This window comes from Neobacillus citreus, from assembly GCF_018343545.2.
GTDB classification, from domain to species: Bacteria; Bacillota; Bacilli; order Bacillales; family Cytobacillaceae; genus Neobacillus; species Neobacillus citreus.
Genome location: NZ_JAGYPE020000046.1, coordinates 21,577 through 36,699, shown reverse-complemented (window position 1 = coordinate 36,699; position 15,123 = coordinate 21,577). Strand labels below are relative to the sequence as shown.

Genomic DNA, 15,123 nt, shown 5'->3' with positions numbered 1-15,123 from the left:
CCTCCAATCTGTTTAAGGAAGTGAAAAAATGACACAAATATTTGCTCACCGCGGTTTTTCCGCAACGCATGCTGAAAATACAATGAGTTCCTTTCTGGCGGCTGAAAAAGCGGGTGCTGACGGGTTAGAGCTTGATGTCCAATTAACAAGTGATGGCGAAATCGTTGTTATTCATGATGAAAAAATTGATCGGACTACAAATGGGAATGGCTTTGTGAAAGACTTTTCATACAAAGAAATCAGGAAATTTAACGCCAATAACAAAGGATTTAAAAAAGAACCAATTCCAGCTTTGGAAGAAGTTCTGGAATGGATGAAAACAAACAAGCTCTTATGCAATATTGAGTTTAAAAATGGTCTTATTCCATATGAAGGAATGGAACAAAAGGTGATAGAAATGGTAAGAAAATATAATCTGTCGGATCGGATTATCATTTCTTCCTTCAACCATTATAGCATTGTTAACAGTTATCGGTTAGCGCCAGAAATTGAAACAGCTCCGCTTTTTATCGAAAGCATATACATGCCGTGGATTTATTCGCAATCAATAAGGGCCAGTGGAATTCATCCAAAGCATTCTACAATACCGGATCAAATTGTCAAAATGACAATGGAAAATGGTATCGCTGTACGACCGTATACGGTTAATCGCGAGGCGGATATGCATCGTTTGTTTAATGTGAATTGTACAGCAATTATCACAGATAACCCGGTTAAGGCTAGAAGGGTTCGAAAACAATATGAAAAGAGGCCGTGACCACGGCCTCTTTTATTTTTTGGTCCTCGTATCCTTAAATCGAGCTTGTACCTTATTTCTTTTACGGTCGCGATAAAGGATAAATCCTGCTACAAAACCTAAACCGCCTAAAAGTAAGAGTAATCCGACGATAAATTGAAGCCATAATTTCGGAAAGGGTGCTTGCAGAACCCCAAAGGTCATGTCACGCATTAATTTAATTCCAACCGCTGCCAAAAATCCAGGGATGACTAAAATGATGAGGGCAATAATCCGCTTCATAAAAATATCCTTCCGCTTTTTATTTAAGCATATCACATAAAAATAATAGTACATGGTTTTAATTTGTCAAGATGCGGATTACGGTTTACAATTAATCTGAAAAAAATTGCATAATAATCAATCTAGAATAGAAAAATTTTGCGTACTTTGATACATAGGGGCGGATTTCATGCAAAATATCATGATAGTCGGGGCCGGAAAAGGCGGAAGTGCCATTTTAAAAATTTTAAAAGAATCGGAAGTGCTTAATGTCTCTGTCGTAATTGACCGGAACTTAGACGCCCCCGGTATCCTTTTAGCCCAAAAGGAAGGAATCAAAACCGGAACGGATTGGCAGCCATTTTTAGCCGAAAACCTTGACATCATCATTGAAGTAACAGGCGATGAAAACGTTTTTCAAAAATTACGAAACGAAAAGAGTCAAAAAACGATTTTAATCCCAGGCAGTGTCGCCTTTCTTGTCTCTAAATTAATGGAAGAAAAAGAAGAGCTAATTGAAAAGCATCAATATGAATCCTATCTTCAGGAGCTTATTTTTAATTCGACCAATGATGGAATGGTGGTTATTGACCATCAAGGATATATCATTCTTTTTAATAGAAGAGCCGAAGAAATGATGGGGGTAGACAAAGAGGAGACAATCGGTCAATATGTCACAGAAATCATCCCCCATAGCCGGCTGCCGATTATTTTGCAAACTAGAAGAATCGAAACAAATCAGGAGATGGTCTTGGGGAATGGCCGCAAGATTATCACAACTAGGATTCCGATTGTTGAGGAGAATGGAACTTTAATCGGTGCTCTCGCCGTTTTTAAGGATATAACCGAAGTGGTAAAGCTTGCTGAGGAAATCACTGATTTAAAAGAGATTCAGACGATGCTCCAAGCGATTATTCATTCTAGTGACGATGCCATTTCCGTAGTGGATGAAGAGGGCCGGGGAATCCTTATTAATCCCGCCTACACAAGATTAACAGGCCTCACGCAGGAGGAAGTAATCGGAAAACCTGCAACAGCTGATATTTCTGAAGGTGAAAGCATGCACATGAAGGTATTGCAAACGAGAAGGGCTGTAAGAGGTGTGCCAATGCGGGTAGGACCGCACAAACGGGAAGTCATCGTCAATGTGGCGCCAATCATCGTAACCGGGAAATTGAAAGGCAGCGTCGGGGTCATCCATGATATGTCAGAAATGAAATCGCTAAGCAGGGAATTGAACAGGGCCAGGCAGTTGATTCGTAAACTTGAAGCAAAATATACATTTGAGGACATTATCGGAAAATCGGATGAAATGATGCTTGCCATTGAGCAGGCCAAATTGGGAGCAAAAACCCCTGCGACAGTTCTGCTGCGCGGTGAATCAGGGACAGGTAAAGAATTGTTTGCCCATGCGATCCATAATGCGAGCGACCGAAAATATAACAAGTTTATCCGAGTGAATTGTGCAGCTATATCCGAATCTCTGCTTGAAAGTGAACTGTTTGGCTATGAAGAGGGGGCGTTTTCAGGAGCGATAAGGGGAGGAAAGCGAGGGCTGTTTGAGGAAGCTAATAACGGAAGTATTTTTCTTGATGAAATAGGCGAGCTGTCCGCCAATACCCAGGCGAAGCTCCTCCGAGTTCTGCAGGAAAATGAAATTATCCGTGTAGGTGGAACTAAACCAATGACTATCAACGTGCGAATCATTGCAGCCACTAATGTCAATTTAGAAAAGGGTATTGCGAAGGGAAGCTTTAGGGAAGACTTATACTACCGTTTGAATCGTATGCCTATCCACATTCCCCCATTGAGAAAACGGAAAGAGGAGATCCCCTCGTTATCAGAACGGCTGATTCAAAAAATTAACCGTGATTACGGCCGGAACGTAGAAGGGATTACGCAGGCTGCTTTACATTTTTTGATGGAATATGACTGGCCGGGGAATGTCAGAGAACTGGAGAATATACTTGGCAGAGCGATTATTTTTATGAACTATTCCGAAACGCTTATTGATGTGCCTCATTTGCCACAACTAACAAGTAATATGGTACATAATGATCATTCCGATGATCGGATACAGGGTTCCATCTCTTTGGAGGGCACATTATCAGAAATGATAGAAAAGCATGAGGCAAAGATTATCCAGCAAACATTGGCCCGCCTCAACGGAAATAAAACACAAACGGCCAAAGCTCTTGGGCTTTCAGTGAGAAACTTATATTATAAGCTAGAAAAATACAATCTTGAAAATAATAGCATGCAATAAATTTCAAGGTGTGAAATTTTTTGCGTGTTTACATTCTGTTAAATAAAGCGTTTTCATAAAAAGATCTTTGGCATGATTATTGCATGTTAAATATATGGAGTTGCAGGAAAGGTGAAAGGGTTGATGATAGCTTGCTGCTTGAAACATTGATTGACAAAGCAACCCAAAATGATGCTAAAACAGTTGCAGTTGCGGCTGCAGAAGACGAGGAAGTGATTGAAGCAGTCCTTGATGCGCTAAATCGTAACCTGGCACATTTTTTACTATTTGGTGATCAAGAAAAGATCATGTCCACCCTTCAATTGAAAGGAATAGATGCAAATAGCGAGAATCGTCTTACGATTATCCATACTGCCTCATTAGCCGAAGCGGCTGATTCCGCTGTTAAAGCAGTCTCAAGCAAAGAGGCTCATGTGTTAATGAAGGGGAATCTTCCTACTAATATTATTTTAAAGTCAGTTTTAAATAAGGAATTTGGCTTACGGACAGGGAGTGTGCTATCTCACACGGCTGTATTCGAAGTGCCCGGATTTGAACGGTTTATTATCGTAACGGATGCAGCTATGAACATTGCTCCGGATTTACAGCTGAAAGTACAAATTGTCAAAAACGCTGTTGCCCTGGCTAAGGCTATTGGGATTGAAACCCCAAAGATCGCGCCGATTGCGGCTGTCGAAGAAGTAAACCCTGCCATGCAGGCAACCTTGGATGCTGCTGCGTTAACCATGATGAACAGAAGGGGACAAATAAAAGGCTGCCTTATTGATGGCCCGCTTGCATTGGATAACGCCATCTCGGCGCTTGCTGCCGAGCACAAAGGGATTCAAAGCGAGGTTGCGGGGGAAGCTGACATTCTATTGGTACCTGCGATTGAAGTGGGCAACGCCTTATATAAATCATTAATTTATTTTGCAAATGCCAAAGTGGGTGCTGTCATCTCTGGAGCAAAAGCACCAATCGTCCTGACTTCAAGAGCCGATTCGGCTGAGAGCAAGCTATATTCGCTGGCATTGGCATTGTGTTCTGTATAGTACTAGTACGCTTATTTTTCAGAGGAGGAATTAACATGGAAATTTTTAAGTACCTAGAGCAATATGATTATGAGCAGGTAGTGTTCTGCCAGGATAACCAATCCGGATTAAAAGCGATTATTGCCATTCATGATACAACCTTGGGACCAGCACTTGGCGGTACACGGATGTGGACATATGAATCAGAAGAAGCGGCAATCGAAGATGCGCTAAGACTTGCTAAAGGGATGACATACAAAAATGCGGCAGCAGGATTAAATCTTGGCGGCGGTAAAACGGTTATCATCGGCGACCCGCGCAAGGATAAAAACGAAGAAATGTTCCGTGCTTTCGGGCGTTATGTTCAAGGCTTGAATGGACGCTATATTACAGCGGAAGACGTTGGAACAACTGTTGCGGACATGGACTTGATTCATGAAGAAACTGACTATGTTACTGGTATTTCTCCCGCATTTGGTTCATCGGGAAATCCTTCACCGGTAACGGCATATGGTGTATACCGTGGAATGAAAGCAGCAGCGAAGGCGGCATTTGGTTCTGATTCCCTTGAAGGAAAGGTAGTCGCAATCCAAGGGGTTGGAAATGTAGCTTATAGTCTTTGCCGTCATTTACATGAAGAAGGTGCCCAGTTAATCGTTACTGATATAAATAGGGAAGCCGTTAACCGTGCAGTAGAAGAATTTGGCGCCCGTGCAGTGGACCCAAATGAAATCTATGGAGTAGAGTGTGATATTTATGCTCCATGTGCGCTTGGTGCAACGGTTAATGACGATACGATCCCACAATTGAAAGCAAGAGTAATTGCTGGTTCTGCTAATAACCAATTAAAGGAAACCCGTCATGGCGACCTCATTCATGAAATGGGAATCGTATATGCACCTGATTACGTCATAAATGCGGGCGGAGTCATTAACGTTGCGGATGAATTATATGGCTATAACTATGAGCGCGCTATGAAAAAAGTAGAAACCATCTACAACAGCATTGAAAAAGTGATTGAAATTTCTAAGCGGGATGGCATTCCAACCTACGTGGCGGCAGACCGCATGGCAGAGGAACGGATTGAAAGAATACGCAATTCAAGAAGCCAATTCCTGCAAAATGGCCACAATATTTTAAGCAGAAGAAGAACCAGATAGAAACAACTGAAATACTTTAGCAAAGCGCTGAATGGGGAAATTCAGCGTCTTTGCCTTTAATATTCGAAAGTCAAGTGTTTCAGAAGTAAATTGGAGGTTTATCCGTTGCCAAATAAAGAATATCGAATTCTCGTCATTAACCCCGGTTCCACCTCCACAAAAATTGGAGTATTCGATAATGAAATTTCCATTTTTGAAAAAAACCTTCGACATGACATGGAGATTCTTAATACTTTTGCTAATATTATTGACCAGTATGAATTCAGAAAGAATGTGATTTTGGAGACACTGGATCATGAAGGAATCAATCTTTCGAAATTAAATGCTGTCTGTGGGCGGGGCGGCTTGCTTCGTCCAATCGAGGGCGGAACATATGCAGTTAACAGCCAAATGCTAGAAGACCTTAAGAAAGGTTATTCCGGTCAGCATGCATCTAATCTCGGCGGTATCATTGCCTTTGAAATTGCTTCGGGACTTAATATTCCTTCATATATCGTCGACCCGGTTGTTGTCGATGAGCTTGACCCCATCGCCAGAATCTCAGGCTTTTCATTAATCGAAAGAAAAAGCATTTTTCATGCGTTAAACCAAAAAGCTGTCGCCAGACGGGCTGCCAAAGAGCTTGGAAAAAAATACAACGAATTAAATTTGATTGTTACCCATATGGGGGGCGGAATTACCGTCGGAGTACATAAACAGGGCAGGGTCGTCGATGTCAATAATGGCCTCCATGGCGATGGCCCCTTCAGTCCGGAGCGTGCCGGAACAGTTCCGGCTGGTGATTTAGTTGCTTTATGCTATTCAGGTGAATATTTCAGGGAAGAAATGATGAAAAAGCTGGTCGGCCAAGGCGGGCTTGTTGGGTACCTTGGTACAAATGATGCACTGCAGGTTGAGCAACGAATCGCGGTTGGAGATCAGGAGGCAAAGCTGATCTATGAGGCAATGGCATACCAGGTGGCAAAAGAAATTGGCTCTGCCAGCGCTGTTCTATCCGGAAAAGTAGATGCTATTTGTTTATCAGGCGGCTTGGCATATGGTAAAGAATTTGTTAAATCAATTATTGATCGGATTAAATGGATTGCAGACGTAATTGTCCACCCGGGTGAAAATGAGCTGCAGGCGTTAGCGGAAGGGGCACTTCGTGTCTTACTCGGCGAAGAAGAGGTTAAGGATTACCCAGGGAAATTTAAAACAGTGAAAATTTAGGGGAATTTGGGAGGGAACCAAATGGCACAAGAATATGATTTGGTCATACTTGGCGGAGGGACCGGCGGCTATGTAGCGGCGATCCGCGCCTCACAGCTTGGTTTGAAAACGGCAATTGTTGAAAAAGGCCAACTTGGAGGTACCTGTCTTCATAAGGGCTGTATTCCAAGTAAAGCACTGCTCAGGAGTGCTGAAGTGTTTGCAACGGCAAAGCGCAGCGATGAATTCGGTGTGATCACTGGAGAAGTTTCAGTTAATTTTGGCAAGGTTCAAGAACGAAAGAACAAAATTATTGACCAGTTGCATAAAGGTGTCCAGCATCTAATGAAGCAGGGGAAAATCGATGTATTTGAAGGAATTGGCCGGATATTGGGACCTTCGATTTTTTCGCCGATGCCAGGGACCATTTCCGTTGAAATGAACAATGGTTCTGAAAATGAAATGCTCATCCCGAAGAATGTCATTATCGCGACCGGGTCAAGACCGCGGACATTGCCAGGTCTTGACATTGACGGCGAATACGTCATGTCCTCTGATGAAGCCCTTCAGCTTGAAGCCCTTCCCAGCTCGATCATTATTGTGGGGGGTGGAGTAATTGGAATTGAGTGGGCCTCGATGCTTTCCGATTTTGGCGTAGAGGTGACTGTTCTTGAGTACGCAGACCGAATTATACCGACGGAGGATCACGAGATTTCGAAAGAAATGCAGCGTTTGATGAAGAAGCGGAAGATTAATATTATCACAAGCGCAAAAGTTCTTCCTGAAACATTGGTGAAAGATAATGGAGTGGCCATCTCGGCAGAAGTAAAGGGTTCGGTGAAAGAGTTCAAAGCGGAAAAGCTGCTTGTATCAGTAGGACGGCAGGCCAATACAGAGGGCATTGGACTTGATAATACAGAGATTCAAATTGAAAAAGGTTTTATTGTAACGAATGAGGTTTATCAAACAAAAGAATCCCATATATATGCCATTGGTGATGTGATAGGCGGGTTGCAGCTTGCCCATGTTGCCTCACATGAAGGGATTATTGCTGTGGAGCATATTGCGGGTGAAAAAACGTCACCGCTTAATTATGACCTAGTTTCCAGATGCATTTACAGCAGTCCCGAGGTTTCCAGTGTCGGTATTACAGAGAATCAAGCAAAGGAAAATGGGCATAAAGTAAAAGTGGGGAAATTTTCTTTCCGTGCTATTGGGAAAGCCCTTGTATTCGGTGAAGCAGATGGATTTGTTAAAATTATTGCTGATGAGGAGACCGATGATATTTTAGGGGTGCATATGATTGGTCCTCATGTTACTGATATGATTTCGGAAGCCGGCCTTGCGATGGTGCTTGATGCTGTACCATGGGAAATTGCCCACACCATCCATCCTCATCCAACCCTTTCGGAAGCAATTGGCGAGGCGGCATTGGCAGTTGATGGGAAGGCCATCCATGGATAGGTTTTTGGGAGAGAAATGATTTAAAGCGAACAAACGGGAGGAATGAAGTTAATGGTGGAAAAGCGTCATGAAGCTTTAGGCTTAAGCGATGAAAAAGTGCTGGAAATGTTTGAAACGATGCTTTTGGCCCGCCGTATCGATGAGCGGATGTGGCTGTTGAACCGTGCAGGTAAAATACCATTTGTAATATCCTGCCAAGGGCAGGAGGCTGCACAGGTAGGTGCTGCCTTTGCCCTAGACCGGGAAAAAGATTATGTATTGCCCTATTACCGTGATATGGGTGTCGTATTAACGTTTGGGATGACTCCAAAAGAGTTGATGCTGTCAGGTTTCGCCAAAGCAGAAGACCCTAACTCCGGAGGGCGGCAGATGCCGGGACATTTTGGGCAAAAGAAGAATCGGATCGTCACCGGTTCATCGCCTGTAACTACGCAAGTTCCTCATGCGGTGGGGATTTCACTTGCCGGTAAAATGGAGAAGAAGGACTTTGTTTCCTTTGTTACGTTCGGGGAAGGATCCTCGAACCAGGGGGATTTCCATGAGGGTGCCAACTTTGCTGGTGTTCATAAACTCCCGGTCATTTTTATGTGTGAAAATAATAAATATGCGATATCTGTGCCAATTGAAAAACAATTGGGTTGTGAGAAGGTTTCTGACCGTGCCATTGGTTACGGCATGCCCGGCTATACAGTAGACGGCAATGACCCGTTAGAGGTTTATAAAGTTGTTAAGGAAGCGGCCGAGCGCGGGCGCCGCGGCGAAGGTCCGACTTTAGTTGAAACTGTTTCTTATCGTTTAACTCCGCATTCTTCTGACGATGATGACCGCTCATACCGGGCGCCTGATGAGGTTGCAAAGGCAAAATCGCAGGACCCAATCATCACCTTTGGTGCATATCTGAAGGAAACCGGCGTGTTGAATGATGTATTGGAGCAGGAAATCAATGACCGCGTCATGCAGATCGTCAATGAAGCCACTGACTATGCAGAAAATGCACCTTATGCAGCGCCAGAGGATGCATTGAAATATGTATACGGGGATCGTTAGGGGGAAGAAATATGGCAGTTATTTCATATATTGATGCAGTTACTATGGCCATTCGCGAGGAAATGGAGAGAGACTCACGAGTTTTTGTTCTTGGTGAAGATGTGGGGCGAAAAGGCGGCGTTTTTAAGGCTACACAAGGACTGTATGAACAATTTGGTGAAGAGCGCGTAATTGATACGCCGCTGGCGGAATCAGCGATAGCCGGTGTTGGAATCGGGGCCGCCATGTACGGGATGCGGCCAATTGCGGAAATGCAGTTCGCTGATTTTATTATGCCCGCAGTAAACCAAATTATTTCCGAGGCGGCAAGGATCCGCTATCGTTCTAATAACGATTGGAACTGTCCGATTGTCATCCGCGCCCCATATGGCGGCGGCGTTCATGGAGCTTTGTATCATTCACAATCAGTTGAGGCCGTATTTGCAAATCAGCCAGGCTTAAAAATTGTGATGCCATCCACCCCATATGATGTAAAGGGACTTTTAAAAGCGGCCATTCGCGATAATGACCCAGTGTTATTTTTCGAACATAAACGGGCCTACCGCTTAATTAAAGGTGAAGTGCCTACTGAAGATTATACCCTGCCAATTGGTAAAGCAGATGTAAAGCGTGAAGGAGAGGACATCACTGTTATCACTTACGGGCTTTGCGTGCATTTTGCCCTGCAAGCGGCAGAGAAATTAGCCAAAGACGGCATATCTGCGCATATTTTGGATTTGCGTACCGTTTATCCGCTAGATAAAGAAGCGATTATCGAAGCAGCATCGAAAACAGGTAAGGTACTGCTCGTCACGGAGGACAATAAAGAAGGCAGCATTATGAGTGAGGTTGCCGCCATTATTGCCGAGAACTGCTTATTTGAACTGGATGCCCCGATTAAAAGGTTAGCCGGCCCAGATGTTCCAGCAATGCCATATGCGCCAACAATGGAAAAATTCTTTATGGTCAATCCGGATAAGGTCGAAAAAGCAATGCGCGAGCTTGCGGAGTTTTAGGTTTAGGAGGATGAAATAGTGGCAACTGAACAAATTAAAATGCCGCAGTTAGGCGAAAGTGTAACGGAAGGTACAATCAGCAAATGGCTAGTCTCTGTTGGGGATAAGGTAAATAAATACGACCCTCTGGCAGAGGTCATGACAGATAAGGTTAACGCGGAAGTTCCTTCTTCTTTTTCAGGTGTAATTGAGGAACTCATTGCTGCCGAAGGTGATACAATGGCTGTTGGGGAAATTATCTGTACCATCGAAACGGAAGGCGGCGCTTCTGCTCCGGAGGCAGCTGTTTCCGCACCTGAACTAAAAGCGGCTGTAGGGAACGGTATTGCCACTCCTGTTGATCAGGGGAATCGGGCCAGGTATTCGCCGGCTGTTCTTAAGTTGTCGCAGGAGCATGGCATTGATTTAACGCAGGTTTTAGGTACTGGTGCTGGGGGCAGGATAACTCGTAAGGATTTATTGCAAATCATTGAGTCTGGTAATATTCCAGCAGCAGGACAAAAAGCGGAGGCACCAGTGCATGCAGCTAGTAAACTGCCTGTTCAGGAGGCTGCAGCTCCAAGTCAGCCTGCTCCAGCAGCTATTGCACCGGCACCTGCCGTATCGGTTCCGGTGGCAGCGGGGGATATCGAAATTCCAGTTACCGGCGTTCGCAAAGCGATTGCCACGAACATGCTGCGCAGCAAGCATGAAATACCGCATGCCTGGACAATGGTGGAAGTCGATGCCACCAACCTTGTTGACTACCGCAATTCCATAAAAGATGAATTCAAGAAAAAAGAAGGCTTCAATTTAACGTTCTTTGCTTTCTTTGTAAAAGCCGTTTCTCAGGCCCTAAAAGAATTCCCACAAATTAATTCGATGTGGGCCGGCGACAAGATTATTCAAAAGAAGGATATCAATATTTCGATTGCAGTCGCCACAGATGACGCTTTATTCGTGCCTGTCATCAAAAATGCCGATGAGAAAACGATTAAAGGTATTGCCCGTGAAATCTCTGACCTTGCCGTGAAGGTGCGGTCCGGAAAGCTTCGTCCGGAGGATATGCAGGGTGGTACGATAACAGTCAATAACACCGGCTCTTTTGGTTCTGTCCAGTCAATGGGCATCATTAATTACCCGCAGGCCGCAATCCTTCAGGTCGAATCGATTGTGAAACGTCCTGTTGTCATGAATAACGGGATGATTGCAGTTCGTGATATGGTTAATCTTTGTATGTCTTTAGATCACCGTGTTCTTGACGGGCTTGTTTGCGGCCGGTTCCTGGCTAGGGTGAAAGAAATCATCGAAAACATGTCTAAAACAACAACCTCTATTTACTAAAAAATTTGCCGGCAACAGCCGCCATTCAAGTTTTGATTGGCGGCTGTTTATTTTTTAAGTTTTGAAAATGTTTGCCTGAATCGAGGTTGTACCCTAAAATAGAATTAATTGAATATTAGTTCAATAATATGCGGAAGGGGGATGAGGAGTTTGGAAAATATACGTAATCAATCTTTCCCTGTAAAAACAATAGATGATTGGAAGGAACAGGCCGAGAAATCATTAAAAGGGAAAAAAATTGAATTATTACAAAGTACCACCTATGAAAACATTGTTTTGAAACCGCTTTATACCGAGCAGGATGAACAACAGGTGCCCGACTATCCTGGAGGATCTGATTTTAGAAGGGGAATTGCCCCATTAGGATATGTAACAGACGAATGGAAAGTTGCCCAGAAAATATCTTATCGAACACCCGAAGAACTTAAACAAAAGCTTCAAGAGGCCCTTGAAAAGGGACAAACAGCAATTTCTTTTGAAGTTTCGAAAACCAATAGTTTTCCAGATTTATTGGCGGGTTTAGAGAAAAAATACCCATTTGCTATCAACGCCAGATGGGAACTGAATGACATGTTAAAAAATCTTGCCGGCCAGTATAGTGATGGAACAATCCTTACAGGCTACATAGGCAATGACCCCGTTTCCCTATTTGCAGAAGTTGGAGCAATCCAAGAGGAATTACTTAAAGAACGGACAAGTCAAATCCTGCAGGCAGATGGAAAGTTTCCTGATTTACGTACTGTTCTTGTCGACACCACTCCGTACCATAATGGCGGAGCTAACGCTGTTCAAGAGCTCGGGATCGCCGCCGCCACAGGAGTCTATTACTTACAGGAGCTTCTTGATAATGGCATGAACATTGAAAAAGCTCTATCAAAAATGATTTTCCAATTTTCCATCGGCAGCAACTTTTTTATGGAACTGTCCAAGCTTAGAGCAGCCCGCGTACTCTGGAAGCGGATTGCGGAACTTTACGGTGCCGAAGCGGAAGCAAGGGGTATGCAGATTGCCGCCACAACCTCATCTTTTACAAAAACTAACTTTGACTCTCATGTCAATATCCTTCGTTCCGCCAACGAGGCATTTGCCGCTGTTTTAGGGGGAGCCCAATATTTGCATGTGGAGCCGTTTAATGAATTGACTGGGCCTACTTCTTTCTCCGAACGGATTGCTCGCAACATCCAGCTAATTTTAAAAGAAGAAGCACACTTGCAGAAGGTGGTTGACCCTGCAGGCGGCTCTTGGTATGTGGAGACGCTGACCAATCAGCTAGCGGAAAATGCATGGGGATTTTTTAAGGAAATTGAGGCTGCGGGAGGCATTTTGGAGGCATTAAAGTCAAACTGGCTTCAACAGCAAATTGCTGCTGTTTATGAAAAAAAGAACCTCGATATTCAAATAAGAAAGCAAAGTATCGTCGGGACAAATGTTTATGCAAAATTGGATGAAGCGGTACCTAGCCAAAAGCAGCTAATGAAAATAGCCGCAGCCACAAAAGACTTCGAGGCCATCCCTCAGCACAGATTAGCAGAACCATATGAGGAGCTTCGCTTCAAGGCAAACCAATTACAAGAAACAACAGGTGCTGCACCTTCAGTCGGCATGTTATGTCTAGGCGAACTAAAGCAGCATAAACCAAGACTTGATTTCATGAAGGGCTTTCTTGCAGCCGGCGGAATCCATCCAGCTGAAAGCAAGCCGGTCCACACGATAGAGGATGCCAGACAATTTATCATAGACTTAAAAACTAACTTTGTCTGCATTTGCGGAACAAATGAACAGTATGAGCAAATCGGACATGAAATGCTGACAGCGTTAAAATCTGAATTTCCAAACCTAATCTTCCTTCTGGCTGGGCTTCCTGAAAAAGAACTGCAGGCCCAGTGGTACGAAGAGGGGCTTAAGCGGTTTATTCATGTAAAAAGCAATTGCTGTGAAACCATCGATGAAATCCTATCTGACATGGAGGTGAACTCTCTTGAACAAACAAAAGCCTGATTTTCAAAACGCAAAACTGTTTGAGAACCAGAATTTTATCACGGAAGAAGCATGGCGGGAAAAAGTTGATAAAGAGATTGCCTCCTCCCTTGATGATTTACTGTTCGAGACCAATGAACAAATCATCCTAAAATCGATTTATACAAAGGAAGACCGAGACGGGACAGAACAGCTCGGCAGCCTGCCGGGGCTTCCTCCATACACAAGGGGACCATATCCGACCATGTATGTGAACCGTCCTTGGACAGTCAGGCAGTATGCCGGATTCTCCACTGCCGAAGAGAGTAACGCCTTTTACCGCCGCAATCTGGCGATGGGGCAAAAAGGCTTATCGGTGGCATTTGACCTGGCTACTCACCGCGGCTATGACTCTGACCATCCAAGGGTAGTCGGTGACGTTGGGAAAGCTGGGGTGGCAATTGATTCAGTGCTCGATATGAAAACCCTCTTTGACGGAATTCCGCTCGATCAAATGTCCGTTTCCATGACGATGAATGGCGCCGTTCTCCCGGTACTGGCTTTTTACATCGTAACGGCCGAAGAACAGGGAGTCAGCCAGGAAAAACTGTCCGGAACGATTCAAAATGATATTCTAAAAGAGTACATGGTCAGGAATACGTATATTTATCCGCCAGAAATGTCGATGAAGATCATTGCCGATATCTTCGAATATACGTCCAAATACATGCCTAAGTTTAATAGCATTAGTATTTCTGGCTATCATATGCAGGAGGCCGGGGCACCTGCCGATATCGAACTCGCTTATACGTTAGCAGACGGCTTGGAATATGTAAGAACCGGACTTAAAGCCGGAATCGACATTGATTCATTTGCCCCGAGGTTGTCCTTTTTCTGGGCCATCGGTATGAACTACTTCATGGAAGTGGCCAAAATGCGGGCAGCAAGATATATCTGGGCAAAAATGATGAAATCTTTCCATCCGAAAAACGAAAAATCAATGGCACTCCGCACCCATTCGCAAACATCAGGCTGGAGTTTGACCGAGCAGGATCCGTTTAATAATGTAACCCGGACGCTGATTGAAGCGCATGCGGCGGCAATGGGCCACACCCAATCCCTGCACACAAATGCGTTGGACGAAGCGATTGCCCTGCCGACAGACTTTTCAGCGCGGATTGCCCGTAATACCCAGTTGTTTTTACAAGAAGAAACTGGCATAACCAAGGTTATCGATCCATGGGCAGGCTCCTACTATGTGGAAAAACTGACGGATGAATTAATCAAGCGGGCTTGGACACATATCGAGGAGATTGAAAATCTCGGCGGAATGGCAAAGGCCATTGAAACCGGGCTGCCGAAAATGAAAATTGAAGAGGCGGCGGCAAGACGGCAGGCACAAATCGACTCTGCAAAAGAAACGATTATTGGCGTTAATCGCTACCGGCTTGAAAAAGAAGAGCCAATTGATATTTTGGACATTGATAATACAGCTGTCCGTTTAAAGCAAATTGAAAAATTAAATTCCTTAAAAGTAAATCGGGACTTACAGAAAGTGGAAGAGGCTTTAATAGCTTTAGCCAATGCGGCTGCTTCCGGCGAAGGGAATTTATTAGAGCTTGCTGTCAAGGCGGCACGCGAAAGAGCGACGCTAGGCGAAATTTCCGATGCGATAGAAAAAGCAGCGGGTCGTCATAAAGCTATTATCCGTTCCATT

At 44.2% G+C, this 15,123-nt stretch carries 12 protein-coding genes; 11 read left to right on the top strand and 1 reads right to left on the bottom strand.

Translation table 11 applies throughout. The features are described 5' to 3' along the window. Window positions 1–28: 28 nt before the first annotated feature. Window positions 29–757, top strand: a complete 729-nt coding sequence (locus KHB02_RS20955; RefSeq protein ID WP_213144914.1) for a glycerophosphodiester phosphodiesterase — start codon at window positions 29–31, stop codon at window positions 755–757. 12 nt (window positions 758–769) lie between these two features. Here the strand turns inward: KHB02_RS20955 and KHB02_RS20950 are convergent, their stop codons facing one another. Further along, the gene (locus KHB02_RS20950; RefSeq protein WP_213144915.1) at window positions 770–1,018 is read right to left on the bottom strand and encodes a DUF2627 domain-containing protein; all 249 of its coding nucleotides are present in this window, start codon (window positions 1,016–1,018) and stop codon (window positions 770–772) included. A 169-nt stretch (window positions 1,019–1,187) separates the two neighbouring features. Between KHB02_RS20950 and KHB02_RS20945 the strand changes: the two genes are divergently transcribed. The 10 genes from KHB02_RS20945 to scpA all read left to right on the top strand — a co-directional run. Next, window positions 1,188–3,263, top strand: coding sequence for a sigma-54 interaction domain-containing protein (locus KHB02_RS20945; protein WP_213144916.1), 2,076 nt, complete (start codon window positions 1,188–1,190; stop codon window positions 3,261–3,263). 131 nt (window positions 3,264–3,394) lie between these two features. Beyond that, window positions 3,395–4,294 carry a phosphate butyryltransferase gene (yqiS, locus tag KHB02_RS20940; protein WP_213144917.1) on the top strand — a complete coding sequence of 300 codons (900 nt, stop codon included), beginning with the start codon at window positions 3,395–3,397 and terminating at the stop codon, window positions 4,292–4,294. Between the two features lie 35 nt (window positions 4,295–4,329). Then, window positions 4,330–5,433 carry a branched-chain amino acid dehydrogenase gene (gene bcd, locus KHB02_RS20935; RefSeq protein ID WP_213144918.1) on the top strand — a complete coding sequence of 368 codons (1,104 nt, stop codon included), beginning with the start codon at window positions 4,330–4,332 and terminating at the stop codon, window positions 5,431–5,433. Window positions 5,434–5,538: 105 nt separating this feature from the next. After that, window positions 5,539–6,642, top strand: coding sequence for a butyrate kinase (buk, locus tag KHB02_RS20930; protein ID WP_213144919.1), 1,104 nt, complete (start codon window positions 5,539–5,541; stop codon window positions 6,640–6,642). Between the two features lie 21 nt (window positions 6,643–6,663). Beyond that, window positions 6,664–8,085, top strand: coding sequence for a dihydrolipoyl dehydrogenase (lpdA, locus tag KHB02_RS20925; protein WP_213144920.1), 1,422 nt, complete (start codon window positions 6,664–6,666; stop codon window positions 8,083–8,085). Between the two features lie 42 nt (window positions 8,086–8,127). Beyond that, window positions 8,128–9,132 (top strand): thiamine pyrophosphate-dependent dehydrogenase E1 component subunit alpha, encoded by a 1,005-nt coding sequence (locus KHB02_RS20920; protein ID WP_277398328.1) that lies wholly within the window; start codon window positions 8,128–8,130, stop codon window positions 9,130–9,132. Between the two features lie 11 nt (window positions 9,133–9,143). Next, a complete protein-coding gene (locus KHB02_RS20915) occupies window positions 9,144–10,127 on the top strand; it encodes an alpha-ketoacid dehydrogenase subunit beta (protein WP_213144921.1) in 984 nt (327 codons plus the stop codon). A gap of 18 nt (window positions 10,128–10,145) precedes the next feature. Then, entirely contained in the window at window positions 10,146–11,450 is a 1,305-nt protein-coding gene (locus KHB02_RS20910; RefSeq protein ID WP_213144922.1) for a dihydrolipoamide acetyltransferase family protein, read from the top strand. Window positions 11,451–11,591: 141 nt separating this feature from the next. Further along, window positions 11,592–13,448, top strand: coding sequence for a methylmalonyl-CoA mutase family protein (locus KHB02_RS20905; RefSeq protein WP_213144923.1), 1,857 nt, complete (start codon window positions 11,592–11,594; stop codon window positions 13,446–13,448). Window positions 13,449–13,485: 37 nt separating this feature from the next. Then, window positions 13,486–15,123: methylmalonyl-CoA mutase (gene scpA, locus KHB02_RS20900; protein ID WP_420848106.1), on the top strand; the 1,638-nt coding region annotated here is incomplete at its 3' end.